At 62.8% G+C, this 26,308-nt stretch carries 24 protein-coding genes and 1 pseudogene; 15 read left to right on the plus strand and 10 right to left on the minus strand.

Annotated features, from left to right (window positions below; all coding sequences use genetic code 11):
* Nucleotides 1-119: 119 nt before the first annotated feature.
* Nucleotides 120-1,001: an RHS repeat-associated core domain-containing protein gene (locus tag ACF8O8_RS15230; RefSeq protein ID WP_392509921.1), complete on the plus strand. Its 882-nt coding sequence runs from the start codon at nucleotides 120-122 to the stop codon at nucleotides 999-1,001.
* Between the two features lie 233 nt (nucleotides 1,002-1,234).
* Entirely contained in the window at nucleotides 1,235-1,789 is a 555-nt protein-coding gene (locus ACF8O8_RS15235) for a WYL domain-containing protein (protein ID WP_350297670.1), read from the plus strand.
* 11 nt (nucleotides 1,790-1,800) lie between these two features.
* On the opposite strand, the gene ACF8O8_RS15240 is transcribed toward ACF8O8_RS15235, so the two are convergent.
* From ACF8O8_RS15240 to ACF8O8_RS15255, 4 genes are all read right to left on the minus strand, one after another.
* A complete protein-coding gene (locus ACF8O8_RS15240; protein WP_010953470.1) occupies nucleotides 1,801-2,577 on the minus strand; it encodes an SDR family oxidoreductase in 777 nt (258 codons plus the stop codon).
* 168 nt (nucleotides 2,578-2,745) lie between these two features.
* A complete protein-coding gene (locus ACF8O8_RS15245) occupies nucleotides 2,746-3,672 on the minus strand; it encodes a LysR family transcriptional regulator (protein ID WP_020189917.1) in 927 nt (308 codons plus the stop codon).
* A 126-nt stretch (nucleotides 3,673-3,798) separates the two neighbouring features.
* Nucleotides 3,799-4,521: a hypothetical protein gene (locus tag ACF8O8_RS15250; protein ID WP_392509922.1), complete on the minus strand. Its 723-nt coding sequence runs from the start codon at nucleotides 4,519-4,521 to the stop codon at nucleotides 3,799-3,801.
* A 79-nt stretch (nucleotides 4,522-4,600) separates the two neighbouring features.
* Nucleotides 4,601-4,903: a DUF3077 domain-containing protein gene (locus ACF8O8_RS15255; RefSeq protein ID WP_392509923.1), complete on the minus strand. Its 303-nt coding sequence runs from the start codon at nucleotides 4,901-4,903 to the stop codon at nucleotides 4,601-4,603.
* A 197-nt stretch (nucleotides 4,904-5,100) separates the two neighbouring features.
* Between ACF8O8_RS15255 and ACF8O8_RS15260 the strand changes: the two genes are divergently transcribed.
* Nucleotides 5,101-5,724 carry a glutathione S-transferase family protein gene (locus ACF8O8_RS15260; RefSeq protein WP_010953466.1) on the plus strand — a complete coding sequence of 208 codons (624 nt, stop codon included), beginning with the start codon at nucleotides 5,101-5,103 and terminating at the stop codon, nucleotides 5,722-5,724.
* 53 nt (nucleotides 5,725-5,777) lie between these two features.
* Here the strand turns inward: ACF8O8_RS15260 and ACF8O8_RS15265 are convergent.
* A pseudogene (locus ACF8O8_RS15265) lies at nucleotides 5,778-6,952 on the minus strand (MFS transporter).
* Nucleotides 6,953-7,046: 94 nt separating this feature from the next.
* Here ACF8O8_RS15265 and ACF8O8_RS15270 point away from each other — a divergent pair.
* A complete protein-coding gene (locus ACF8O8_RS15270; protein WP_060489578.1) occupies nucleotides 7,047-7,946 on the plus strand; it encodes a LysR substrate-binding domain-containing protein in 900 nt (299 codons plus the stop codon).
* Between the two features lie 159 nt (nucleotides 7,947-8,105).
* Entirely contained in the window at nucleotides 8,106-9,101 is a 996-nt protein-coding gene (locus ACF8O8_RS15275; RefSeq protein ID WP_010953463.1) for a D-2-hydroxyacid dehydrogenase family protein, read from the plus strand.
* 7 nt (nucleotides 9,102-9,108) lie between these two features.
* On the opposite strand, the gene ACF8O8_RS15280 is transcribed toward ACF8O8_RS15275, so the two are convergent.
* Complete coding sequence (locus tag ACF8O8_RS15280) at nucleotides 9,109-9,594, minus strand: hypothetical protein (RefSeq protein ID WP_392509924.1); 486 nt, start codon at nucleotides 9,592-9,594, stop codon at nucleotides 9,109-9,111.
* 142 nt (nucleotides 9,595-9,736) lie between these two features.
* On the opposite strand from ACF8O8_RS15280, the gene ACF8O8_RS15285 reads away from it, so the two are divergent.
* From ACF8O8_RS15285 to ACF8O8_RS15295, 3 genes are all read left to right on the plus strand, one after another.
* On the plus strand, nucleotides 9,737-10,732 hold the full coding sequence (locus ACF8O8_RS15285; protein WP_392509925.1) for a 5'-nucleotidase: 996 nt from the start codon (nucleotides 9,737-9,739) through the stop codon (nucleotides 10,730-10,732).
* A gap of 82 nt (nucleotides 10,733-10,814) precedes the next feature.
* On the plus strand, nucleotides 10,815-12,092 hold the full coding sequence (locus tag ACF8O8_RS15290) for a bifunctional O-acetylhomoserine aminocarboxypropyltransferase/cysteine synthase (RefSeq protein ID WP_020189925.1): 1,278 nt from the start codon (nucleotides 10,815-10,817) through the stop codon (nucleotides 12,090-12,092).
* A 64-nt stretch (nucleotides 12,093-12,156) separates the two neighbouring features.
* A complete protein-coding gene (locus ACF8O8_RS15295; RefSeq protein WP_392509926.1) occupies nucleotides 12,157-12,921 on the plus strand; it encodes a hypothetical protein in 765 nt (254 codons plus the stop codon).
* A gap of 81 nt (nucleotides 12,922-13,002) precedes the next feature.
* Here the strand turns inward: ACF8O8_RS15295 and ACF8O8_RS15300 are convergent, their stop codons facing one another.
* Nucleotides 13,003-13,476 carry an anti-virulence regulator CigR family protein gene (locus ACF8O8_RS15300; protein ID WP_392509927.1) on the minus strand — a complete coding sequence of 158 codons (474 nt, stop codon included), beginning with the start codon at nucleotides 13,474-13,476 and terminating at the stop codon, nucleotides 13,003-13,005.
* Nucleotides 13,477-13,622: 146 nt separating this feature from the next.
* Here ACF8O8_RS15300 and ACF8O8_RS15305 point away from each other — a divergent pair, with 146 nt between their 5' ends.
* Entirely contained in the window at nucleotides 13,623-14,786 is a 1,164-nt protein-coding gene (locus ACF8O8_RS15305) for an AAA family ATPase (RefSeq protein WP_010953455.1), read from the plus strand.
* Nucleotides 14,787-14,817: 31 nt separating this feature from the next.
* Here ACF8O8_RS15305 and ACF8O8_RS15310 read toward each other — a convergent pair whose 3' ends face one another.
* Nucleotides 14,818-15,474 carry an HD domain-containing protein gene (locus ACF8O8_RS15310; RefSeq protein ID WP_010953454.1) on the minus strand — a complete coding sequence of 219 codons (657 nt, stop codon included), beginning with the start codon at nucleotides 15,472-15,474 and terminating at the stop codon, nucleotides 14,818-14,820.
* A 254-nt stretch (nucleotides 15,475-15,728) separates the two neighbouring features.
* Here ACF8O8_RS15310 and ACF8O8_RS15315 point away from each other — a divergent pair, with 254 nt between their 5' ends.
* On the plus strand, nucleotides 15,729-18,140 hold the full coding sequence (locus tag ACF8O8_RS15315; protein ID WP_392509928.1) for a TonB-dependent siderophore receptor: 2,412 nt from the start codon (nucleotides 15,729-15,731) through the stop codon (nucleotides 18,138-18,140).
* Between the two features lie 39 nt (nucleotides 18,141-18,179).
* On the opposite strand, the gene glsB is transcribed toward ACF8O8_RS15315, so the two are convergent.
* Nucleotides 18,180-19,088, minus strand: a complete 909-nt coding sequence (gene glsB, locus ACF8O8_RS15320; protein ID WP_014591518.1) for a glutaminase B — start codon at nucleotides 19,086-19,088, stop codon at nucleotides 18,180-18,182.
* 391 nt (nucleotides 19,089-19,479) lie between these two features.
* Between glsB and ACF8O8_RS15325 the strand changes: the two genes are divergently transcribed.
* From ACF8O8_RS15325 to ACF8O8_RS15335, 3 genes are all read left to right on the plus strand, one after another.
* Nucleotides 19,480-20,829 carry an aromatic acid/H+ symport family MFS transporter gene (locus ACF8O8_RS15325; protein ID WP_070384012.1) on the plus strand — a complete coding sequence of 450 codons (1,350 nt, stop codon included), beginning with the start codon at nucleotides 19,480-19,482 and terminating at the stop codon, nucleotides 20,827-20,829.
* A gap of 21 nt (nucleotides 20,830-20,850) precedes the next feature.
* A complete protein-coding gene (locus ACF8O8_RS15330; RefSeq protein WP_004575382.1) occupies nucleotides 20,851-22,113 on the plus strand; it encodes a gallate dioxygenase in 1,263 nt (420 codons plus the stop codon).
* A 131-nt stretch (nucleotides 22,114-22,244) separates the two neighbouring features.
* Entirely contained in the window at nucleotides 22,245-23,492 is a 1,248-nt protein-coding gene (locus tag ACF8O8_RS15335; protein ID WP_392509929.1) for an OprD family porin, read from the plus strand.
* A 15-nt stretch (nucleotides 23,493-23,507) separates the two neighbouring features.
* Here ACF8O8_RS15335 and ACF8O8_RS15340 read toward each other — a convergent pair whose 3' ends face one another.
* Nucleotides 23,508-24,701, minus strand: a complete 1,194-nt coding sequence (locus ACF8O8_RS15340) for a LysR family transcriptional regulator (protein ID WP_392509930.1) — start codon at nucleotides 24,699-24,701, stop codon at nucleotides 23,508-23,510.
* Between the two features lie 117 nt (nucleotides 24,702-24,818).
* Between ACF8O8_RS15340 and galB the strand changes: the two genes are divergently transcribed.
* Both galB and ACF8O8_RS15350 read left to right on the plus strand, forming a co-directional pair.
* Nucleotides 24,819-25,595, plus strand: coding sequence for a 4-oxalmesaconate hydratase (gene galB, locus ACF8O8_RS15345; RefSeq protein WP_392509931.1), 777 nt, complete (start codon nucleotides 24,819-24,821; stop codon nucleotides 25,593-25,595).
* The gene (locus ACF8O8_RS15350; protein WP_161773953.1) at nucleotides 25,592-26,308 is read left to right on the plus strand and encodes a 4-carboxy-4-hydroxy-2-oxoadipate aldolase/oxaloacetate decarboxylase; all 717 of its coding nucleotides are present in this window, start codon (nucleotides 25,592-25,594) and stop codon (nucleotides 26,306-26,308) included. The genes galB and ACF8O8_RS15350 overlap by 4 nt, the downstream gene beginning before the upstream one ends.

The raw sequence follows: 26,308 nt of genomic DNA on the forward strand, positions 1-26,308 counted from the left end.
CCCGCGGGGCGCAATGGCAAGGTGAAATAACACCTGGCTTTTTTACCAGTAGCGCATGACGCTCGAATCAGATAAATAACTCCATCATTAACCAGAAAACAAAGGAATGGAGCGCTGAAATGTTATATCTATATAGCAATGATGAGATCACCACTACCCTGCAAGACAACGGTGCATCTTCGATTCTGCGAGCTAACCTTCACGCTCTATTCTTTGTACATAAACAATCGGGCAACGAACGTACAGAATTGCTAGCCTGTGACGTGAAAGGCTCGACCTTGATGCTATTGACCATCAAAAGCACGGCACGAGTAGTTTTCAGTCCATGGGGATATTTTCAGGCGGCTGGGGGCATGCTTGCGGGGTTCAAGGGAGAGTACTGCGACCCTGTTACCTCATATTACTTATTAGGTAACGGCTATCGCGGCTACAACCCAATGCTGATGAGATTCGCAAACCCTGATTCAGTGAGCCCATTCGGAGCTGGTGGTATCAACTGCTACGCTTACCTGGCGGGGGACCCTGTAAATGCCTCTGATCCGACGGGGCATATGCAAGGCAAGGTTCTGCTGAGGGAGAACAATTTGGGGGTATTTACATCCAGAAAACGATTCTGGCAAAAGAAAACGCTCAATATCTATGCACACGGAGAAAATTCCAAGGTCGCCGGAATGGATGCAGATGCACTTTACGAACACCTATCCACCCGAAAAATCAGCTTTGAGCGCTACGAAAAAATACACATTATCGCTTGTCACTCTGGAGCACCTGGACCAAACGGGCAACTGTCGTTTGGCCAACGTTTTTCAGATATAACCCGAACAATCGTAAAAGCGTATAGCGGAACCGTCAGCACGATACCCAAGCCACAACAAGACAAACAATACACAAAAATCAAAATCTTGCAAAAAAACATCTATAAAACCAAAGACTTCAATTACACCCCTGTCAGGTTTCAACCTATGGCTGAACAGGCCGCAAGCGTTCGGAGTCGCACGTAATACACCTGCAAGGCAGCCCTTTTTGTCCGGGTACGCTGACCGCTTGCACGCTGAGTTCTCTGCGCGACGGCGCAGTCAAAGGGGCTGGGCGATCTCCCACAAAGGCCTCGTCCACGCCTCGAGCCAAGGGCGCGTGCGAGAACTTGGATCCCATTCCGGGAAAAGGTATGCTGAGCAATAGCTAAACGCCACTATCCGGACGGGCTTCGTGCCTGCCCTCAAGGACGAGCCCTTTGCCCAGCCACCCGACCCGCCACACCATCGCCCGCCAGTGGCAACTGCTCAAGTTGCTGCCCGGCCGCCACCCGGGAATGAGCTCCACCCAGTTGCAGGCTGCCCTGACAACCGTGGGCCATACCACCAGCAAACGCACCGTCGAGCGCGACCTGGTCGAGCTCGCCGCACTGTTCCCGCTTCAGTGCAACAGTAAAGGCATGCCTTATGGCTGGTACTGGCAACCGGGCTTGAGCCTGGGCGAAGCGCAGCAGCTGCAACCCGACGCACTTACCCCACCGACACACGTCGTACTTTATGCCTGGGTCGATGACGCGCTGGCCCGCCGCCTGGAGCAATCCCCCCTGTCCGTCGATATGCAACTGACGCCGCAGGCTAGTGGCGGCGCCGCGCTGGTGGCCACCGTCGACGACAACCGCGCGCTGATGGGCTGGCTGCTGTCCCAGGCGGGGTCGATCCGCATCCAGGCGCCGCAAGCGCTGCGCGCGGCCATGATTGAACAATTGCGCCAGAGCCTGGCGCTGCATGAGGGCGAAGGCGGCTGCAAGCAATAGCGCCAACGGCGTCAGTAGGTTCCGGGGTACGCCCCGCCATCGATCAGCAGGTTCTGCCCGGTGATGTACCCGGCATGCGCGCTGCACAGAAATGCGCAATACGCGCCAAACTCTGCGGCATCGCCAAAACGCGACGCCGGAATTGCCTTGCGCCGCGCCTGGGCAGTGACTTCCACATCACCACCCGCAGCCTTCAAGGTCTTTTGCAGGCGCGCCGTGTCGAACGCCCCAGGCAACAGGTTGTTGAGTGTCACATTGCAGCCCGCCAGACGCTGCTGCCGGGCCAGGCCGGCAATGAATCCGGTCAGACCACTGCGGGCACCGTTGGATAAACCCAGCATGTCGATCGGTGCCTTCACCGCGCCGGAGGTGATATTCACCACCCGGCCAAAACCACGCTCGGCCATGCCATCTACCACCGCCTTGATCAGCTCGATGGGCGTGAGCATGTTGGCGTCCAGCGCCTTCAGCCAGTCATCACGCCCCCAATCACGGAAGTCCCCCGGTGGCGGGCCACCGGCGTTGTTGACCAGAATGTCGACCTGCGGGCAGGCCGCCAACAGCGCCTGGCGCACCTTGGGATCGGCAACATCGCCTGCCACGGTATGGACCTCGATTCCCGGGCAGGCCCTGCGCAACTCGCTGGCGGTCTGCTCCAGAGTGGCTTGGGTACGGGCATTGATGACCAGGTTGACGCCTTCTTTGCCCAGCGCTTCGGCGCAGCCTTTGCCAAGGCCTTGGCTGGCCGCGCAGACGATGGCCCAGCGGCCGGTGATGCCTAGATCCATTGGTTTGCTCCTTGATGCAATCAGGGTGACAGGGGTGACTGACAGGCGCTGCCGGGGCAATCTAGAGGACGGGACAGGGCCACCGATAATGAAAAGAACTGATCCACCGATAACCGCCGCTTATCCCTACCAGCGCTTCGGCAACGGACTGGAAATCAATGGGGACCGTCACACTTCACCCGCCGTCAGTTCCTCCACCAGCAATCGTGCCGCAGGCGATAACGGCGCCGCGACCCGGTGCACGATGCCGAACGGCTCGCTCAGCGCCCGGAGCGGCACCGCCAGCGACACCAGCAACCCGCGCTGCTCGGCAAAGGCCGCCACCGCACGGGGAATGACTGCCACCAACGTCGGGTCATCTTCAAGCAGCATGAAGGTGGCGAAGGTGGAAAAGGTCTCCAGTGGATACCGTGACACCTCCACCCCCGCCTCGCTCAACTCGCGTTCCAGCGCTTGGCGCATGGGCATGTTGGCCGGATAAACCACCCAGCGATAATGGCTAAGGTCGCTGATCTTGAGTGCCGCCGCCCCGGCCAGCGGATGCTGCGGATGCGCGACCACCGCCAACGGCTCCTGGGCCAGTTCGACAAAGCCATATTCCGCCGCGTTACGGCCCAGCCCTGGCCGGCAGATGGCCAGGTCCAGGCGCCCTTCGTCCAGCTGGGCGAGCAGGTTGGCGCTGGTATTCTCGGCGATTTCCACTGCCAGCTGCGGCTGTTTGCGGCGCAAGCGCCCGAGGGCGCTGACCAGTGTGGGCATAGCCCCCATGATACTGCCCACCGCCAGCCGCCCGCCCTGGCCTTGGACGATGCCCAACACCTCTTCGCGCAGATGCCCCAGGTCGCTGTGGATCAGCCGCGCGTAGCGCACCACGCAGCGGCCCACGTCGTTGGCAACCAGGCCGCTGGGCATTCGCTGGAACAACGGTACGCCCAGCACCTCCTCGACCTCGCGCAGGGCCTTGGTGGCACCGGGCTGGGAAATGGCCATGGCTTCAGCTGCCTTGTGCAGCGAGCCACAGCGGTCCAGCTCGATCAGCAAACGCAACTGGCGCAGGCGCAGGCGAGAAAAAATGGCGTCCAGAGAAGGAATCATCAGGCAGGCTCGGCAGGGGTTTCGTCATGCCGAGCACTATAGAGGGTCGTCTGCGGGGGCGTGTTGCGTTTTCAGCAAATGACCCTTGATCGCAGAACACATGCACGCATCTTTCTGCAGGCTGTTTTACCGCGGGCCACGACGTGCCAGGCAGGCATAGGCCAAGCCCAGTACGCTGGCCGCCAGTATGCCAAGCAGCATCATCAGCTCACGGCTGTAACGGGCAACCATGGCCGGAAAACCAATGACCTCGCGGTACACCTGCACATTGGCCTCACCATCGGCATGGCTGATACTGACCCCACCATGGCGGATCTGCGAGTAGTCGGCATCGAAATACACCCACACCTTGCAGGTGCCACCTGGCTCGATGGCCGGGATATCAACCTGGGCGGTGGGGGTTTCCAGCAGCGTGTCGTTGCCGGCAGCATCGCGCACCTGCACCAGGCCTTTGGCTGGCAGGCGGATTTTTACCTGCCGGACCTGCGCATTACCGCTGTTGTGCAGTTCGATCAGCAGGCCGGCACGGTGGTCGACCAGCCCGGCCTCGAAAGGCTTGGCGAACAGCTGGGCATAAGGGGCCTGCGCCATTTCGATGAGCCGCTCGACCTGATCATGGCCCAGCTGGCCTTGAACGATACCGTTGATTTGCCCCTGCAACTGCTCGTACTTCAGCTGTTCGCTGGCCTTGCTGATCCGCTCGCTGAACTGGCTGGGGTAAGTGAGGTAGGCATAGGTCAGTGACGCCTCAAGGCGCGGATTGCCCCTGAGCAACGCGTAGGCGGCCAACAGGACCATCAGGCCGATCAGCACGGCGACGAGAAGCTTCCCCACCTTGTCCCAGCTCAATGCATGCTTCCTTCTGTCGTGTTACAGACGATAAAAACCGCCCAAGGGTGCCAAGTTCGCGCCCCCCAGGCAAGCCTGGCTAGGCTTCGCCCCCGCCTTCGCGCGCCTGACGTATCTGCAGCAGCTGGCCGTCGATCAGTGACTTGGCCATCCCGGCCAGGTAGTACGTGGCCTTCATCATCACCTGGCGGTCTTCAGGCCTGTCGATGGCCTTGCGGGTGATCTCGGTGATGCAGCCCATGATGCCCGAAGCTTCCATCAGTGCGGTGCGTATTGGCAGTTGCGGTTTCATTTGCACCAGTTCGGCATCGCTGTTGCCAAAGCGGCTCGCGGCTTGCACGACATAGGGCTTGCTGCTGTTTTTCGGGGTTTCGCTGTCCATGTCCATTCCTCAAGGTTAGGCGCTTGCCGAGGCTAGGCCGCTGCCTACCCCATTACAATGACAAAGGGGTGGAAAGGGTCACTTTAGGAAATGGACTACAAGAACCCTGCACAGGGAGCGCCGAGCCACCGCTCAGCCCCTTGACCCGCCCCCGGGAGTGGCGGACGATCAACCTCCCCCACACAAGGACGAACACCATGCTGCGGATACTGGGAAGAGCCTCTTCCATCAATGTGCGAAAAGTCCTGTGGGCCTGCGCCGAATTCGAGATCGCGTTCGAGCGCGAAGACTGGGGTTCTGGCTTCAAGGCCACTGACAGCACCGAGTTCCTCGCGCTGAACCCCAACGCCATGATTCCGGTGATCCAGGACGGCGACTTCACCTTGTGGGAATCCAATAGCATCATCCGTTACCTGGCCAGCCGCTACGGCGCCACCGCGTTCTATCCCGGCGAGGCCCAGGCGCGGGCGCGGATCGACCAGTGGATCGACTGGCAGGCCTCGGACCTGAACCGCTCTTGGAGCTACGCGTTCATGTCGCTGGTCAGGCATTCGCCCGCTCACCAGGACCCGCAAGCACTGGCTGCCGGTTGTGCCGAGTGGTCACGCTACATGCGCATCCTCGACCGCCAGCTGGCCAGCACCGGTGCCTATGTGGCCGGCAGCCAGTTCACCCTGGCCGACATCCCGATCGGCCTGTCGGTCAACCGCTGGTTCGAAACGCCGTTCGAGCACCCGCACCTGCCCGCGGTGCGCGATTACTACGAGCGCCTGAGCGAGCGCCCTGCCTATCACTTGCATGGCCGAAACGGTACCCCGTAGTACCCGCAAGGTAGTGTATCGAGGGGCGCAAGGCGCCCCAAGGTTCCGACCTGTTACACCGCAACCTGCCGCCCGGCTAGCCCCCCTCGCCCACGCCAGGCAAACAGCAGCACCAGTACCAGCCCCAGCGTCGCCATCGCAGCCCCCGCCAGGGAAATCGCCGGTAGCCCAGCCCCGCGTTGATCACCGCGCCACCCAGCGCCGCACCGATCGCATTGCCCAGGTTGAACGCGCCAATGTTCACCGCCGAGGCCAGGTTGGGCGCATCCTTGGCCGCTTCCATGACCCGCATTTGCAGCGGCGGCACCAAGGCAAAGCTGGCCGCACCCCAGACCAGGATCGCCAGGGCGGTCGGCAGCGGCCAGTCCAGTACCAGCGGAAACACCAGCAGCACGGCAATCAGCCCAGCCAGTGACAGGAGCAGGGTGCGATCAATCGAGCGGTCCGCCGCCTTGCCGCCCCACACGTTGCCCAAGGTCAGGCCGACACCGAACAGCACCAGCATGGCCGTCACGAAGGGGGTGGACGCCGCCGCTTCATGCTGCAGGATCGGCGCAATGTAGGTGAACACCGTGAACATGGCGCTGGAGCCCACCACGGTCAGCAACAGGGCCGCCAGTACCGGCCTGCGGCCCAGCACACGGATCTCGGCCATGGCACCCTCGCCCTTGGGCGACGCAACATTGGGCAGTGCGTACCAGAGTGTGGTCATCGCCACCAGGCCAAGCCCGGCAATACCCCAGAACGCCGTGCGCCAACCCAGCATTTCACCCAACCAGGTCGCCAACGGCACGCCGCCGATGGTGGCCAGGGTCAAACCCATGAACATTGCAGCCACGGCCCCGGCGCGCTTCTCGGGCGGCACCACACTGGCCGCGACGATCGAGCCGATGCCAAAGAAGGCGCCGTGGTTGAGTGAAGTGACCACGCGGGCCACCAGCAGGCTGGCGTAGTCGCTGGCCAGGGCCGACATCAGGTTGCCCAAGGTGAAAATGGCCATCAGCCCGATCAACAGGTAACGGCGCGGGATCTTCACCGTGGCCAGGGTCATCAGCGGCGCGCCGATCAGCACGCCGATGGCATAGGCACTGACCAGCAGCCCCGCAGCAGGAATGGAAACACCGAGGTCGGTAGCGATACTGGGCAACATGCCCATGGGGGCAAACTCTGTAACGCCGATGCCGAAGGCACCGATGGCGAGTGCGACAAGCGGTGGATTGATACGCATGGCAAGCTCCTTATCTATGCCGCAAATGCTACGATCCGTTTAAAACGCGCACTAGACTGCATTTTTGCGAACCACCTTTGCTTGAGAGGCACAAATGGACTTCAGTGGCAGATCCGGCGAGATGGAGATTTTTGCCAAGGTGGCGCAAGCGGGCAGCCTGTCTGCTGCCGCCCGAGCGCTAGGCCTGACGCCCTCGGCGGTCAGCCGCATTCTCGCCCGCACCGAACAGCGCTTGGGTACCCGCCTGCTGCTGCGTACGACCCGGGCGCTCACCCTCACCCCCGAGGGAGAGGCCTACCTGCGCGGCGCACGGCGGGTGCTGGCGGACATGCTCGAAGTGGAAGAAGCCATCACTGACCAAGGCGTGCCACGCGGGCGCTTGCGGGTCAGCGCTGCGCTGGGCCATGCCCGGTTGACCGTAGTGCCGCTGCTGGCGGCCTTCAGTGCACGCTACCCGCAAGTGCTGGTTGACCTGACCCTCAGCGACGAGGTGGCCGATATACTCGGCGGCCAGGCCGACGTGGCGCTGCGCTTCGGTCACCTGCCGGACAGCTCGTTGAGCGCGCGCGCCATTGGCGAGACCGGCCAGGTAGTGGTGGCCTCGCCAGAATACCTGCAACGCTACGGTACCCCGCTTGAACCTGAAGACCTTGCCAGGCACAACTGCCTGCGCTTCAACTTCCGCCGCGCGATGCCTGACTGGCCGTTTCACCGCGACGGGCATACATTCTCACTGAAGGTGAAAGGGAATATCGAATGCAGCAGTGGTGAGGCGCTGGCGCAGCTGGCCAGGCTGGGCGCCGGCGTGGCGCGTATCGGCACCTTTACCGTGGCCGATGACCTGGCCAACGGGCAACTGGTGCCGTTGCTGGAGGCTTACAACCCGGGTGATCGGGAACCGATTCATGCGGTGTTCGTCGGCGGCCCGGCGATGCCGGCACGGGTGCGGGTGTTTGTGGATTTTCTGGTGGAGCAGCTATCTGGTGGCCAGTAGGGGCGGCCTCGTGTCGCGACAGGGCCGCCAACGCATGGCGGTTGCATCACTGGGCGGCAGAGCCGGTGCTGATGTGCAGCGACTGCAGCCTGATCTGACACCGATTCCCCCCGTTAGGTTATCTTCGACGCTTCACTGTACCGCCCGGGCCAGACCACCATGCGCATTGTCATTCCCGACGACTACCAAAATGTAATCCGTACCCTCGATTGCTTCGGCAAGCTGAGCGGGCATGCTGTCAGCGTCCTTCATGAGCTCCCGCCTGCCACGCTGGAACAACTTGCCGCAAGTTTTGCCGATGCCGATGCCCTGGTACTCACCCGCGAACGCACACGCATCGACGCCGCCTTGCTCGACCGCCTGCCCAACCTCAAGCTGATCAGCCAGACCGGCAAGGTGTCCAGCCACCTTGACCTGGCTGCCTGCACCGCGCGCGGCATTGCCGTGACCGAGGGGCGCGGATCGCCGGTAGCGCCTGCCGAACTGGCCTGGGCGCTGATCCTCAATGCCCGCCGGCAATTGGTGCCGGCCATCGATGCCTTCCGCCAAGGCCAATGGCAGGTCAACCTGGGCCAGGCGCTGGCCGGGCAGACGCTGGGCATCTGGGGCTATGGCAAGATCGGCCAGCGCCTGGCGCGTTATGCGCAGGCCTTCGACATGCCCGTGCTGGTGTGGGGCAGCGACAACAGCCGCGCCGCAGCCAAAGCCGATGGGCACGCTGCTGCCGCCTCGCGTGAGGCGTTTTTTGCCGAGGCGGATATTGTCAGCCTGAACCTGCGCCTTTCGGATCAGACACGCCATGGGGTGACCTTCGACGACCTGTCCCACATGAAGCCCGACGCCTTGCTGGTGAACGTCAGCCGCGCGGAACTGATCGCACCAGGCGCATTACTGCAGGCATTGGATGCCGGGCGGCCGGGCTACGCGGCGGTGGATGTTTATGAGGAAGAGCCGTTACTCGACCCGGCCCATCCACTGCTGCGCCACCCACGTGTACTCAGTACGCCCCACCTGGGGTATGTGGAGAAGAGCGGCTACGAGCTGTACTTCGGTGACGCCTTCGACAATGTGCTGGCGTTTTTCGACGGGGTGCCGAAGAACGTCGCCAACCCGCAAGCTTTGGCACTTCAACGCTTGAACCCAGTGCGGCCTTGAGGTTGCACTACCCAAGCAGGTGCAGCCCCAGCGTAAACACAGCCACGGCCAAGGCGACCAACGACACTCCATGACGTTCCAGGTACGCGGGCCAACCGGCTGCTGACTGCGCGACGCATTTACATTGGCGCTCAGCCAGGCCGGTCAAGCGCGCCTCCACACTGTCCACACGGTCTGCCTGGGTGCTTGCTGCCAGCGCGAGCTTCTTCAGCGCCGTTGTCACCGTGATGGACAGCCCCTCCCGAGCCTGATTGCTGGCGGCCAGTTGCTGCTGGCACTGCTCAAGGTGCTTGCGAATCGCCCCTTCCTTCTGCACACGGGCCAGGGTAGTTGCCACGAGCTTTTTGTTCAGCGCCTCGATACTGGCCTGCAGTGCTTCGTGCTCGGTGGCCTGCTGGGCCGACGCGTCTGCCTCAAGGTGGCTTTCGTGCATCGTGTTCCCATTCGCCTCGGCAAGCGGAGTCAGGGTGCCGTGTTCATGTAGCTGGTTCATCAATCACTGTCCGGATACTGCGGTAAGGGGCGAGAAGCTATCAAAATGACACTACCGGATCCACTGATCAGTCGCGCAATTGACGGCTTTCGTCACAACGTGCGCGTACACTTGCCTTCATGCCACTCGCAGGAGCCGCTGCATGCCTTACCCCATTGAAGAAAAGCTGGTCATCGGCGTTGCCTCGAGTGCGCTGTTCGACCTCTCCGTTTCCGATGACATCTACCAGACACAAGGTGTCGAGGCTTACCGCCAGCACCAGGAACAGAACCTGGACGAGCCGTTCCCCAGGGGGGTGGCGCTCCCGTTCATTCGCCGCTTCCTGAGCATCAACAAGGCGTTCCCCGACCAGTTGCCGGTGGAAGTGGTGCTGCTCTCGCGCAACTCACCGGAAACCGGCCTGCGGGTGTTCCGCTCCATCAGCCACTATCAGCTGGACATCACCCGCGCGGCATTCATGTCGGGCCGCTCGCCCTACGAATACATCCCGGCGTTCAATGCCTCGCTGTTTCTCAGCGCCAACGAGGAAGATGTGCAAAAGGCCATCGACGCCAACTACCCTGCCGGGCGTGTACTGCCTACGCGCATCTACGATGATGAAATCGATACTGAGCTGCGGGTGGCCTTCGACTTCGATGGCGTGATTGCCGACGACGAGGCAGAGAGTGTTTACAAGCGCAACGACAACCTGGACGACTTTCAGGAACACGAGCGCATGCACAAGGGCACCCCGCATTCGCCGGGGCCACTGGCAGACCTTTACCGCAAGCTTTCGCGGATACGCATGCTGGAGGACCGCAAGCTGGCCGAGGACCCGACGTACCAGCGGATTCTGCGCATTGCCATCGTCACGGCGCGCAACGCGCCTTCGCACGAGCGAGTAGTGACAACCTTGAAGGATTGGGGCGTATCCCCGGATGAGTGCTTTTTTCTAGGCGGCATGGATAAGCCCAGGGTGTTGTCGATATTGAAGCCGCATGTGTTTTTTGACGACCAGCGCACGCACCTGCAATCGCCAGCGGGGAACCTGCCGATGGTGCATGTACCGTTTGGGGTGGCGAACAGAGTGAGCTCGCCTCAGGAACCCGACGTGAAGCAGGATCAACTGCCGATCAGCGAATTGTCACGCGAACCATGAACCGCCAGAGCGACACCCTTGACCCACGCCCGCTCGCCGCCGCATGCTCGAACGCTTCCACCCACGCTCAAGGAACGATTGCATGAAGCTGGAAACGCTTGCCATCCATGCGGGCTTCAGCCCCGACCCGACCACCAAGGCGGTGGCCGTACCGATCTACCAGACCACCTCCTTCGCCTTCGACGACACCCAGCACGGCGCCGACCTGTTTGACCTGAAGGTTGCCGGCAACATCTATTCGCGCATCATGAACCCCACCAACGACGTGCTCGAGCAGCGCATGGCCGCCCTGGAAGGCGGGGTTGGCGCGCTGGCCGTAGCCTCGGGCATGGCGGCTATCACCTACGCCATCCAGACCGTCGCCGAAGCCGGCGACAATATCGTCTCGGTGGCCAAGCTGTACGGCGGCACCTACAACCTGCTGGCGCACACCCTGCCACGCATGGGTATCCACACCCGCTTCGCGGCCCATGACGATATCGCCGCCCTCGAAGCGCTGATCGATGCGCGTACCAAAGCGGTATTCTGCGAGTCCATCGGCAACCCCGCCGGCAATATCGTTGATATCGCTGCGCTGGCCGAGGCCGCCCACCGCCACGGGGTGCCGCTGATCGTCGACAACACCGTGGCCACCCCGGTGCTGTGCCGGCCGTTCGAGCACGGCGCCGATATCGTCGTGCACTCGCTGACCAAGTACATCGGCGGTCACGGCACCAGCATCGGCGGCATCGTCATCGACTCCGGCAAATTCCCCTGGGCCGAAAACAAGGAACGCTTCGCCCTGCTCAACACCCCCGACCCGTCCTACCACGGCGTCACCTACACCGAAGCTTTCGGGCCTGCCGCCTTCATCGGCCGCTGCCGTGTGGTGCCCTTGCGCAACACCGGCGCCGCGCTGTCGCCGTTCAACGCCTTCCTGATCCTGCAAGGCCTGGAAACCCTGGCCCTGCGCATGGAGCGCCATACCGAGAACGCGCTAAAGGTCGCCCATTACCTGCAAGCCCACGAGCAAGTGGCCTGGGTGAAGTTCGCCGGGCTGCCCGACCACCCCGAACATGCACTGGCCCAGCGCTACACCGGCGGCAAGCCGGCATCGATCCTGTCGTTCGGCATCAAGGGTGGCCAGGCGGCTGGCGCGCGTTTCATCGACGCGTTGCAGTTGGTGGTACGCCTGGTGAACATCGGCGACGCCAAGTCACTGGCCTGTCACCCCGCTTCCACTACCCACCGTCAGCTCAACGACGAGGAACTGGAGAAGGCCGGCGTGCCGCGGGACATGGTGCGCCTGTCGATCGGCATCGAACACAGTGACGACATCATCGCCGACCTGGCCCAGGCCTTGGAGGCCAGCCGCGGCTGATTCACCCGCGCCCTACCCAATGTCGAAGGCGGGCGCACCTTCATCAAGCCTGGATGCACCCGCAATGACCCTGTTTTACCTGAAACTGACCATCACCCCCCTGCTGATGTGGGCCATCTCCCTCGCCTCCCGGCGCTGGGGCGGCCTGTTAGGCGGATTGCTGTCCGGCCTGCCGATCACCTCGGCGCTGGTGATGACCTTCCTGTGCCTGGAACAGGGCACGGCCTTCGCCCTGGGCGCATTGCCCGGCGCACTGGGCGGCCTGGCGGCGGTGCAGGCCACCTACACCGTCTACCTGCTGGCCACACGCACACTCGGCATCGCCGTGGCCGTACTGCTGGCGTTGCTGTTCTATGGCCTGGCCGCCTATGCCTTCACCCACTGGGGCAGCCTGTATCTGTCGATTGCAGTGGCGTTGGTGCTGATTGGCGTGCTGATCCGCGCCAGCGGCCGCGAGCCCAAACCTGATACCTTGGCCCGCCCCCGGCACCGGCACTGGGAAATCCCGTTGCGCATGGTATCTGCCACTTCCCTGCTGATGATCACCACCAGCCTGGCCAGTTGGCTGGGCCCGGCGACCAGCGGGATGCTGGCGCCGATTCCGGTGATTGCCTGGCCGCTGGTAGTGTTCGCCCATGTGCAGGGCGGGCGAGCCGGGATGGCGGCGATGGTACGGGGGAATGCGATCGGCGCGGTGGGGGTGATTGCGTTCTATCTGGTATTGGCAGGGCTGCTGGAAACGTGGGGCGTTGGCGTGACCATCGGGCTGGCCATGCTGTGCGCTGTGGTGCTGACCCTTGGGCTGGCCGCTGTGTTGCGGCGGCACTGAAAGTTCGCTGGGCTGCTGCGCAGCCCAGCCGAAGCACGCCTGCACCTACAGGGACCGAGCGGACTGCTCGCACCTGCGGCCTTAGTCGAACGCCCCGCTCAATACCTCATAGATGATCCCGGTCGCCACGGCGACCAGAATCAGGTCTGCGCCCGCTTGCATCCACTCATACCCGTCGTAGTGAGGCAGCTGCCCCAACAGACGGCCATCCAGTTTCTTGGCGATACCAGGTGGCAGGGGCTTGCCGCGGGCCAGGTTCTTCTGAATACCTGGAGGCAATGACGGGCCCGGGCTCCAGTAGTTGCGGTGGCCACCGAGGATGCCCAGTACATCGCCACGGTCGATGGACGGGCCGCCGTGCCAGTCATTGCCGCCGGCGCTCTGCTTGTGACCGCCCGAATTGCCCTGGCCCTGGGCGTGCGGCACCTGACCCTTGCCGTGCCCCTGACCTTGGCCCTGGCCTTTGCCATTACCCGGGTCGGCGAGCACCGGACCAGAGGCCAAGGCCACCGCCAATGAGGTGACAACGGCTGTCATGATTGTTGATCTGGCCATGTGAGCATCCTTTGCGCGAGAGGTTGCCCCACACTATAGACGGTGCGCACGCCTGCTTCACTTGCAGCAGCCTCAGCAGGGATGGCTGACAAGGCAGGCACGCTTCGGCCACAATCGGTCGCCTGGTCCACGCTGGGAAGCACTGCATGCTCACTACCCTTGCCATCGGCAACTACCGCTCGATCAACCACCTGGTGCTGCCGCTGAGCCAACTCAACCTGGTGACCGGTGCCAACGGCAGCGGCAAATCCAACCTGTACAAGGCGCTGCGCCTGCTGGCCGAAACCGCACAGGGCGGTGTGGTCGAAGCCCTCGCCCGTGAAGGCGGGCTGGATTCGACCTGGTGGGCTGGCCCAGAAACCAGCGCACGAATGCGGCGCGGCGAAGTGCCCATCCAAGGCCAGCATCCGAGCGAAGTCAGGCGCCTGCGCCTGGGCTTTGCCACCGAAGACCTCGGTTTTGCCATCACCCTCGGCCTGCCAATTCCCCTGCCGTATCCGAGCGCGTTCATGCTCGACCCTGAAATAAAGTGCGAGGCCATCTGGGGCGCTGGCGCCTATCGCCCCTCTTCCTTGCTGGTCGAGCGCAAGAATGCCCTGGTGCGGGCCCGCGAGGGCAACCGCTGGGCAGTGCTCGATCAGCATGCTGACAGCGGCGAGAGCTTTTTCAACATCGTCGGCCGGCCACGCCAGGCACCGGAGATCGGTGACCTGCGCGCGTTCATCAACAGCTGGCGGTTTTACGATCACTTCCGGATTGACCGTGACGCGCCTTGCCGTCAACCCCAACTGGGCACTCGCTCGCCGGTGCTGCATCACGACGGGCGCAACCTGGCCTCGGCGTTGCAGACCATTATCGAAATTGGCGATGTGGAGGATCTGGAGGAAGCGCTGAATGACGCGTTTCCCGGCAGCCGTCTGGAGATCAATGCGCCACCTGGCGGGCTGTTCAGTGTACGGCTGCACCAGCACGGTCTTTTGCGCCCGCTCGAGGGTGCTGAATTGTCGGACGGCACCCTGCGTTATCTTCTGCTGATGGCCGCCCTGCTCACACCACGGCCGCCATCGCTGATGGTGTTGAACGAACCGGAAACCAGTCTGCACGCGGACCTGCTCCCGGCCTTGGCGCGGCTGATCATTCGTGCATCACGCCGTAGCCAGGTTTGGGTGGTATCGCACAGTGCGCCATTAATCAACGCGCTGGCAGCCTGTGACGGGTGCAATGTGCTAGAGCTGGAAAAAATACAAGGGCAAACCCAGCTGCGGGGGGTTGGGTTGCTGGATGAGCCGCTGTGGCGTTGGGCTGACTGAGCTCAAGCACGACGGTACAAGCCCGGCATGACTAACCTGCCCCGGTAATCTCGTCCATGAACTGGGTAAGAAAGGTTTCAAGCCGGGTATGACGCTCGGCAGCAAGGCGCGCCCCTTCTTGGGTTTTAAAGCCCGAGGCGAGCTTGAGCAGTTTGGTCTGGAAGTGCTCGATGGCATACGCCCCGTCCTGGTACGCCCTCTGCTGCGCGAAAGGATTCTCGAAGTCATAGAGCGCCGACCCCATTCGCCCGGCGACGTAAAAACACCGGGCAATACCCACCGCGCCTATGGCGTCAAGCCGGTCACTGTCCTGAAGGATGCAGGCCTCACGTGTCAGCGGTTCGAACCCCGCCGAGTAACTGTGTGTTTTGATCGCATGCACTACCTGCTCAACACGCCCACTCGGCCAGCCCATCTCAGCAAGGACTGATGCAGCCTTGTTCGCCGACAACGTCGAGGCCTGCCCACGTAACGGCGAATGCTTTTCCACCGCCACACAGTCGTGCAGCACCGTCGCCGCAAGCAAGATTTCAAGGTCGCCACCCTCCACCCGCTGGATCCGGTGCGCATTGACCCACACACGATGAATATGGGCCAAGTCGTGGGAGCCATCATTCTGGTCAGACGGCAGATACTTCAGCAAGTCAGTGGCAAGGCACTGATAAGGAGCAAACGCTTCGCGGGTCATCTTCGGTAGGTTCCATTTCCGGTGAATGCGCGGGTTCCACGGGCGCCGTCCGGACACTGCCTGGGCAAGTACCGAGAGCCTGCATGTCGGTTTCAAAGCCTGTACAGCACTGGCAGGAGCAGCCTGGTGCTGCGATGAGGATATTACTGTCAAAGTAGATCCTCAGCCCTATCAGCACCTTGCTACTAAGTATTTCCGTCAACAACACGTTTGTTACTGGGAGCACTTGTATTCGATCAGCAAGGAGTCAATGGATGTCCGCTCGCTTTCCCTCCCCCGCCACCCGTATTCGCCAAACCGCGCTAGCGGTCAGCTTCGCGGGCTCGCTGCTGGGCACTGCACATGCCTGGGCCGAACCTGTGGGTTACAGCATCCCGGCAGGGTCATTGGCTCACGCACTCGACCAGTTTGCCGACGCCAGCGGGGCAGTCATCAGTTTCAGCCATGAAGCAGTCGCAGGCTTGCACAGCAAAGGGCTGAACGGCAATTACGCGCTGCATCAGGCGTTGGCAGAACTGCTGCAAGGCAGTGGCTTGCAGGTGCAGGCAGCGGGCGACAAGCACTTCACGCTGGTTAGCGCTGAACAGGATGGCACCATGGAGCTTGCGGCAACCACCGTCTCCAGCATGGCCCTGGGTGCCACCACCGAGGGCACCGGCAGCTACACCACCGGCTCGGTCAATACCGCAACCGGGCTGCGGTTGTCTGCACGCGAGACACCCCAATCGGTCAGCGTGGTCACCCGCCAGCAGATTGAAGACCAGAACCTGAACGATGTTGCCCAAGTGCTTGAACAGACACCAGGCGTGGTCGTTGACAGCATGGGGCCCGCCGGAAGCGACGCCAACCATATCTACGTGCGCGGCTTCGAGGTCGGCAGCATCCAGGTGGACGGCATCAACCGCCCCGATACCTTTGGCTTCAGGGACGACCTCTCCGACATGGTGTCCTATGACCGGGTAGAGGTAGTGCGCGGTGCTACGGGCCTGATGTCCGGCACTGGCGACCCGGGCGCCACCGTCAACCTGATCCGCAAGAAGTTGACCCTGGAAACACAACGCAAGCTGACCTTGAAAGCGGGCTCGTGGGACAACTACCGCACCGAGCTGGACGTTTCTGGCAAGTTGACGCAAAGCGGCAATGTCCGCGGGCGCTTTGTCGCCTCCAATACCGACAGCCAGAGCTACGTCGACCGCCAATCGCTGGAACGGCAGGTGGCCTATGGGGTGCTGGAGTGGGACATCACCGACAGCACGATGCTGACAGCAGGTGCGGAATATCAGGAGATGGACAACGACGGGGCAGGCAACCACGGCTTCCCGATGTTCAATTCGGATGGCAGTCACTTCAGCCCCTCCCGCGCGTTCAATTCGGCTTCGGACTGGAGCTATCACAAGCGTCGCACCAAGACGGTATTCACTGCGCTGGAGCATCAACTGGACAACGGCTGGCAGTTGAAACTGAATGCCGAACACAGCCGTCGCAGCTATGACGACGCCTTTGCCACCGCGGCCAGCGGCACCGTCAATCCCGATGGCAGTGGCATCAGCACCTGGACGGGGCGTTGGGCCGGCGAGCCCCGGCAGACCTCGTTCGACCTGTCGGCGTCGGGCCCGTTCGCGCTGTTGTCACGCGAGCACCAGGCCTACCTCGGGGCCAGTCACTACCGCGCCTACTACCGCAACGACGGTTACCCACTGTGGGCGATCCAGACCATCGACAACATTTACACCTGGGACGGTTCGCTGGCGATACCAGACGCCATCCATGCCAAGTCCTCGGAAGATGCGCTGGATGAAACCCAGGACGGCCTGGTGGCTTCGGTACGCTGGAGCCTGGCCGATGACCTGTCGCTGATTACCGGGGCGCGGCTGATTGACTGGAAACGCGACGAAACCTCTACCACCCTGTCGTCTGGCGCGACAAGCCGCACCTCGCGTAGCGAAACCGGGGTCGTCACGCCCTACCTTGGCCTGGTGTATGACCTCAACGAGCACTGGTCGGCCTATGCCAGTTACACCACCATTTTCAAGCCGCAGAGCAACAAGGATATCAACGGTACCTACCTGGACCCGCTGGAAGGCGTGAACTACGAACTCGGTCTGAAGAGTGAGTTCTGGGACCAGCGCCTGACCACCGCTTTCAGCGTATTCGAGGTGCACCAGGACAACCTGGCGGTAGCCGACGGAAGCAACCTGGCGCCAGACGGCAACCAGGCCTACCGTGCCGAATCGGGTACCAAGACACGTGGTTTCGAGATGGAAATGGCGGGCGAGATTTTGCCTGATTGGCAGGTCTCGGCCAGCTACACCTATGCGGTGAGCAAGGATTCGGATGGCGACCGCCTGAACACTGAAATACCGCGAGACACCTTGAAACTGTTCACCAGCTACCGCCTTTCGACCCTGCCACAGTTGAAGGTAGGGGGTGGTGTGCGCTGGCAGGGTACCGAATATTACAAGAGCGCCGGGCCCAACAACGAAACGTTCACCCAGGACCCCTACAGCGTGGTCGACCTGATGGCTCAATATGCCTTCACGCCGCAGACCAGCGTTTCACTGAACCTCAACAACGTGTTGGACAAAACCTACTACACGGCGATTGGCGCGCGCGGCTGGTATGGCAGCCCACGCAGCGCCACGGCCACGTTGGTGTACGCGTTCTGACCCGCCAAGGCGACGCCTGATGGCCCCTGAGTTCGCAGATCAGAACACCGACCATCCGATCCGCGAACTGAGCAGCTCAAGCGCCGCCATCCCGGCCAGGGAGTTGCCCGCCGCATTCAGCTCTGGCGACCACACGCATACGGTAAATTGCCCCGGTACGATCGCCACGATCCCGCCACCCACGCCACTCTTGCCAGGCAAACCCACCCTGAAGGCGAAATTCCCCGCCTCGTCATACAGCCCGCTGGTGGCCATGATCGAGTTCACTTGTTGGGTCTGGCGCCGCGTCAGGATCTGCTCACCGCTGTGCTTGCAGAACCCATCATTGGCCAGGAAGCAGAATGCCCGCGCCAGGTCCAGGCAGTTCATTTGCAGTGCGCAGTAACTGAAGTAACTGCGCAGCACCGTCTCGACCTCGTTATGGAAGTTGCCAAATGACTGCATCAGGTACGCCATGGCAGCGTTGCGCGCGCGAAACTGATATTCCGAATCAGCGACCCGGGTATTGATCGAGATGTGGGGGTTGCCTGAAAGCCGTCGGACAAAATCGCGCATCGACAACGTGGGGGCAGCGAAGCGCGACTGATTGATATCGCAGATCACCAATGCCCCTGCATTGATGAACGGGTTACGCGGCCGCCCGCGCTCGAACTCCAGCTGCACCAGCGAGTTGAACGGCTGCCCCGAAGGCTCATGCCCCAGCCGCTCCCAAATGGCTTCACCCGAATGGCCAATGGCCTGAACTAGGCTGAACACCTTTGAAATGCTCTGCACCGAGAATGGCACCTGCGCGTCGCCTGCGCAGTGGTAACTGCCATCGTTGCCATAGACAGCGATGCCCAGCTGGTTCGCCGGCACGTCAGCCAGCGCGGGAATGTAGTCAGCGACTTTGCCCTTGCCGATCAAGGGACGTACTTCTTCGAGAATCTCGTTCAACAGCGTTTGCATGGAAGGCCCTGTATCAATCCCCAGACGACGGCGAGGGGCAGTCTTCTTGACGAAGACTGAGCGGGAGAGATCACACATTCAGAAACAAATCACCATAAGCGTCATCATCACCAGGAAGCCTGACAACGCCAGCAGCGCATGAGGTCTTTTACAGGCCAACAGCTTGCTGCCGAGCGGCACAACTTGACGCGACATTAGCGCCGCGAAGTCTGCGATAAAAAAATTGGATATCTCATTAAAGAAATCCCGCAGGCGCTGCCCTGGACCATGGGATTACAGTCCGCCTCACGCCGTCGTCCGGCGGGGTGGTTGCTGCTGGGCCATTACGCGTTCGAAGCCTTACCGGAACCCGGCGCAATTCACACCAATACAAGAACAAAGGTGACCACGCATGCTTAAGCCTCCTGTCGATGCCCCCATCGATGTCAAAGACTGGATCGATAACCGCCCCATTGCTGCCTACCAGTGGCTGATCCTGGTGCTGTGCTTCCTGATCGTGCTGTTCGATGGCTTCGATGTCGCCGTCATGGGTTTCATCGCGCCTTCGCTGATGCAGGACTGGGGCCTGTCGCGCGCCGCCTTTGGCCCGGTGATGAGTGCCGGCATGGTCGGCCTTGCCATCGGCGCGCTGACCGCCGGCCCGTACGCCGACCGGTTGGGCCGCAAGAAAGTGCTGCTGATCGCGGTCAGCGGTTTCAGCCTGCTGAGCCTGGCCTGCGCCTTCGCCCGCAACCCCTATGAGCTGGCTGTGTTACGGCTGCTGACCGGCATTGCCCTGGGTGCGGCCATGCCCAACTGCACCACCCTGCTTGCCGAATACCTGCCCACACGCAACCGCTCGCTGATGATCACCATCATGTTCACCGGCTTCAACATGGGCTCGGGCCTGGGCGGCTTCCTGTCCGCCTGGCTGATACCTCATCACGGCTGGAAGTCGGTACTGCTGGCCGGCGGCCTGCTGCCACTGGCCTTGCTGCCACTGCTGTGGTGGCTGCTGCCAGAGTCCGCTCGCTTCCTCGCCGCACGCCAGGCACCGGCCAGCCAGATTGCGGCAGCCTTGGCCAAGCTTGGCGGCCGCTTCGCTGCCGGCACCCGCTTTACCGTCAGTGAGCCAACCACGCAGCACAAGGCACCGGCCCGGCAGCTGTTCAGCGAGCGCTACCGGTTTGGCACACTGGCCCTGTGGCTGACCTACTTCATGGGCCTGCTGGTGATCTACCTGACCATGGGCTGGTTGCCGACCCTGCTGCGTGATGGCGGGCTGTCCATCGAGCGCGCCGCCACCATCACGGGGCTGTTCCAGATCGGCGGCGCAGTGGGCGCAATCGTGGTCGGCTGGATCATGGACCGACGCAACCCTAACCGGGTCATCGCCATCGCCTACGCCCTCGGCGGCCTGTGCATCGTCTCACTGGGCGCCCTGAGCCTGGAGTCGAGCCTGCTGGTGGTGGGCGTGGCGGCTGCCGGGTTCTGCATGAGCGGTGCGCAGACCGGCCTGAACGCCTTCGCCCCTGGCTATTACCCGACCGAGTTCCGCGCCACAGGCGTAAGCTGGATGCTCGGTATCGGGCGCTTCGGGGCCATTTTCGGCTCCCTCATCGGTGGTGCCGTGCTCAGCCTGGGGCTGGGCCTGCCGCTGCTGTTCACCCTCCTCGGCCTGCCGGCATTCGCCGCTGCCCTGGCGATCCTGGCCAACGGCCACGCCCGGCTGCGCGCGACCCCCGCAGTAACCGCGCCGTAACCTGTAACAGAGGACTTTCGCATGGCTCGTATCATTGGTGGCCTGGCCGTCTCCCACACCCCAACCATCGGCTTCGCAGTCGACCACGACAAACAGGAAGAAGCCGCCTGGGCGCCGATCTTCGAAAGCTTCGAGCCGATCCGCACGTGGCTGCAGCAGCGCCAGCCGGACGTACTCTTCTATATCTTCAACGACCACATCACCTCGTTCTTCTTTGACCATTACAGCGCCTTCACCCTGGGCGTAGACGAGCAATATGGCGTGGCCGATGAAGGGGGCAACCCGCGGGACCTGCCGCCAGTGGGCGGCCACGCAGCGCTGTCGCGACACATCGGCCAGAGCCTGATGGCCGATGAGTTCGACATGAGCTTTTTCCGCGACAAGCCGCTGGACCACGGCTTCTTCTCGCCCATGTCGGCGCTGCTGCCCTGCGATGAAAGCTGGCCCGTACAGATCGTGCCGCTGCAGGTCGGCGTACTGCAGCTGCCGATACCCACGGCGCGGCGCTGCTACAAACTGGGCCAGGCATTGCGCCGCGCCATCGAGAGCTACCCCGAAGACCTCAAGGTGGCGATCGTCGCCACCGGCGGGGTGTCACACCAGGTGCACGGCGAGCGTTGCGGCTTCAACAACCCAGAGTGGGACGCGCAATTCCTTGACCTGCTGGTGAACGACCCGCAGCGCCTTACCGAGATGACACTGGCCGAGTACGCCACGCTCGGCGGCATGGAAGGTGCCGAGGTGATTACCTGGCTGATCATGCGTGGCGCGTTGTCTGCCAACGTTGAGCGCAAGCACCAAAGCTACTACCTGCCGTCGATGACCGGCATCGCCACCCTGCTGCTGGAAAACCGTGACCAGGCACTGCCGGCGCCGGTCAACGAACGTCACCGCCAGCACATGCAGCATCAGCTGGCAGGGGCTGAGCAGCTTGAAGGCACCTACCCCTACACCCTGGAGCGCAGTGCCAAGGGCTACCGCCTGAACAAGTTCTTGCATCGCATGATTGAGCCGCAGTGGCGCCAGCGTTTCCTGAGCGAACCCGAAGCGCTGTACCGCGAGGCGGGCCTGAGCGAAGAGGAAAGCGACCTGCTGCGCCGCCGCGACTGGCGTGGGCTGATCCACTATGGGGTGATCTTCTTTGTACTGGAGAAGCTAGGCGCCGTACTGGGTGTGTCCAACCTGGACATTTACGCCGCCATGCGCGGGCAGAGCATCGAGGACTTCATGAAGACCCGTAACCAGCAGGTTCGCTACTCGGTGGCTGGCAAAGCGCCCAACTGACCGATGCAACCCGCTTGATCGTGTGACGGCGCGTCCCGCGCCGCCACCCCCACCGCCCCCTGATTCAACCTGCCCAGCGCCGATGCGCCGCTGGCGGGCAGCGCTTTGCCCATCCCTGGAGAATAAAAATAATGAAATGCCGCACCCTGTACCCGCTCGTCCCCACATTCGCACTGGCAGCCAGCCTGCCACTGCAAGCCCTGGCCGAAGGCTTCGTCGACGATGCCAAGGCAAGCCTGACGTTGCGTAACTTCTACATGAACCGCGACTACACGGGCACGGCAAGCCAAGGCAAAGCCGAGGAATGGACGCAAAGTTTCATCCTCGACTTCAAGTCCGGCTACACCCCCGGCGTGGTCGGTTTCGGCGTTGACGTGCTGGGCCTTTACAGCATCAAACTCGATGGCGGCAAGGGCACCGCCGGCACGCAATTGCTGCCTGTTCACGACGACGGGCGCCCGGCGGACGACTTTGGCCGCACGGCGCTGGCGGGCAAGATGCGGGTTTCCAGGACCGAACTCAAGGTCGGCGAGTGGTCACCCACCCTGCCCATCCTGCGCGCCGATGACGGCCGCTCGCTGCCACAAACCTTGCAGGGCGCGCAGGTCAACTCCAACGAGCTGGCCGGCCTGAGCCTGTATGGCGGCCAGTTCCGCCAGAACAGCCCGCGCAACGACGCCAGCATGCAGGACATGAGCCTGTTCACGCGCACAGCCTTCACCTCGGACCGTTTCAACTTCGCCGGCGGCGAATACCGCTTCAACCAGGAGCGCACCCTGGTCGGCGCCTGGTATGCCCAGCTGGAAGACATCTACCAGCAGCGCTACTTCCAGGTGCAGCATCAACAGCCGCTGGGCAACTGGGTACTGGGCGCCAACCTGGGCTACTTCTGGGGCAAGGACGACGGTGGCGCCAAGGCAGGCGAACTGAACAACCGCACCGCTTCGGGCCTGTTCTCGGCGAAGCTGGGTGGCAACACGTTCTACGTCGGCTTGCAGAAGGTCATGGGCGATGATGAATGGTTCCGGGTCAACGGCGCCAGCGGCGGCACGCTGGCCAACGACGCCTTCGGCTCCAGCTACGAAAGCGCCCGCGAACGCTCCTGGCAGGTGCGCCACGACTTCAACTTCGTGGTGCTTGGCATACCCGGCCTGACCCTGATGAACCGCTACATCCACGGCTACAACGTGCACAACGCCAGCACCCAGGACGGCACCGAGTGGGGCCGCGAAAGCGAGCTGGCCTATGTGGTCCAGTCCGGGCCGTTCAAGGCCCTGAACCTCAAGTGGCGCAACTCCAGCCAGCGCCGGGACTGGGGCAGCACCAACAGTTTCGATGAGAACAGGCTGATCGTCAGCTACCCGCTGAGCCTGCTTTAAGGCCCCCTCCTGGGCTCACGCCTGCTCGGTGATGACCTGGCGGATACAGGCCATCAGCGCGACTGCCGCCGGTGACTGCAGGCAGCCACTGCGCTGCATGAGGCCGATGGCGCGGGCAGTGCCGGGCAGTGCCAGCGGCAGGCGTTGCAGTTCGCCGCTGGCAATCTCGTAAGCCAACTGGTGCGCAGACACCGCCGCCAGCATGTCCGAACGCACCAGTAGGCCACGGATAACCGCCAGATCAGCGCTTTCCACCACCGGCCACGGCGCTGTCAGGCCCGCGGCGGCGAAGCAGTTGTCGAGCAGCTGACGGGCCGGCGAACCGGCCCGCGGCAACACCCAGCGCGCCTGGTGCACGCCCTTGAGCGTCAGGTGAGTGTGCAACAGCGGGTGCCCTCGACGGGCCAGCACCACCATTTCCTCGTTGATGAGCGGCTCGCCCACCAGGTCGCTGGCATAATCGTGAGGCCGCAAGGCGCCCAAGACGAAATCCACATCCCCTACCCGCAGCTCGGTTGCCAGCAGGTCGAACGGGCTTTCGTTTGTCACCACCCGAACCTGTGGGTGCTGGGCCGTGAAGCGTAAAATGGCGTCCGGTAGAATGCGCGAGCGGCCCAATGGCAACGCGCCGACATGCACCACCCCGCGCAGGGTGCCTTGCATCGCGCTCAGGTCACTGTCCAGCAGGCGCAACTCGTTCAGCGCCCGGCGGATGGGGAACAGAATGTCCCGGCTGGCCACGGTGGGCTGCAGGCCGCGCGACGTGCGCACGAACAAGGGCTGTCCGCACCCGCCTTCGAGCACTTTCAAGGCCGCACTGACCGCCGGCTGGCTAAGGCCGAAGTGCCGCGCCACGGTTTGCATGTGCCGTGTTTCACAGAGTTTCACGAACACCTGCAGGCGCCGCGCCTGAAACAGGTAGAGGGGCTCGCCCTGCGCGGTGCCCAGCAAACTTGACACGCCGTCCAGTTCCGCCAGCACACGCTGTGCGCGCGGCAGCAGGCACTCGCCATAGTCGGTCAGGCGCATGCCATTGGCATGACGCTCGAACAGGGGCACGGCAAAGCGCGCCTCCAGCTCGGCGATGGCGCGGGTGACCACGGACTGAGCACGGAACAACACCTCCGTCGCCCGCGAAACGCTGCCCAGCTCGGCTACCCGGATGAACGCGCGGACTTGCATCAGGTTGGGCAGTTCGACATCGATCATAAGGGCTCCCGGCGCTCGGCTCGTGACTGCGGCGACTATGCCTCTACCCCGCTTGCCCGGCAATAAATAAAACGCATAGCCGCTGCAAATGAACGCATTAGTGCCCTGCACAGGCCAATGACATCCTGCGCCCACCCCCACTGCAGGAGCCAACGAACCATGAATACCCCACAAAAATCCGCCCTGGTGGTCAGCGCACATTCCGCCGACTTTGTCTGGCGTGCCGGTGGCGCCATTGCGCTGCACGCTAAGCAAGGCTATGCCATGCACGTGGTCTGCCTGTCTTTCGGTGAGCGTGGTGAGTCTGCCAAGCTGTGGCGCAAGGGTGAAATGACCGAAGCCAAGGTCAAGGACGCACGCCGTGAAGAGGCCATGGCCGCGGCCGAAATCCTCGGTGCCAGCGTGGAGTTCTTCGACATCGGCGACTATCCGATGCGCGCCAACAAGGACACCCTGTTCCGCCTGGCCGATGTGTATCGCCGGGTACAACCGGAGTTCGTACTCAGCCACTCCCTCAAAGACCCTTACAACTACGACCACCCGCTGGCCATGCACCTGGCCCAGGAAGCCCGAATCATCGCGCAGGCTGAAGGCTACAAGCCGGGCGAGAAGATCGTTGGCGCACCGCCGGTGTACGCCTTTGAGCCGCACCAGCCCGAGCAGTGCGAATGGCGCCCGGACACGTTCCTGGACATTACCCCGGTGTGGGACAAAAAGTATGCCGCCATCCAGTGCATGGCCGGCCAGGAACACCTCTGGGAGTACTACACCCGCGTGGCCCTGCAGCGCGGCGTGCAAGCCAAGCGTAACGTGGGCATCACCAGTGCACGCAACATCGTCTACGCCGAAGGCCTGCAGAGCGTGTTCCCACGCGTGACGGAGAACCTGGCATGAGCGGGCTGATCGGCAAGACCGGCATCGTCGTGCGTAACATCCCACGCGTTGAGCCACACATCATCGATGCCCTGGGCCGGCTGGGTGTCGCCACGGTGCATGAGGCCCAAGGTCGCAAGGGGCTGCTCAATACTGCCGTGCGCCCTATCCAGCAAGGTGTGGCGGTGGCCGGCAGCGCGGTAACCGTGCTGGTGGCCCCTGGCGACAACTGGATGTTCCATGTTGCTGTGGAGCAGTGCCGCCCAGGCGACGTACTGGTGGTGGCGCCCAGTTCGCCGTGCAGCGATGGCTATTTCGGCGACCTGCTGGCGACCTCGCTCCAGGCCCGCGGCGTGCGCGGCCTGGTGATCGATGCGGGCGTGCGCGACAGCCAGACACTGCGCGACATGGGCTTTGCCGTGTGGTCCCGCGCCATCAATGCCCAAGGCACAGTGAAGGAAGTGCTGGGTTCGGTGAACCTGCCGCTGCTGTGTGCCGGGCAGCTCGTCCATGCCGGTGACATCGTGGTGGCCGATGACGACGGCGTAGTGGTGGTGCGCCATGGCGAAGCCCAGGCAGTACTCGAAGCCGCCACCCAGCGCGCCGACCTGGAAGAACGCAAACGCCTGCGCCTGGCCGCCGGCGAGCTTGGCCTGGACATCTACGAGATGCGCCCGCGCCTGGCGGCGAAGGGCCTGCGTTATGTCGACCACCTCACCGACCTGGAAGGCTGA

The sequence above is a fragment of the Pseudomonas sp. TYF_14 genome (genome assembly GCF_043105275.1).
Classification (GTDB): Bacteria; Pseudomonadota; Gammaproteobacteria; order Pseudomonadales; family Pseudomonadaceae; genus Aquipseudomonas; species Aquipseudomonas alloputida.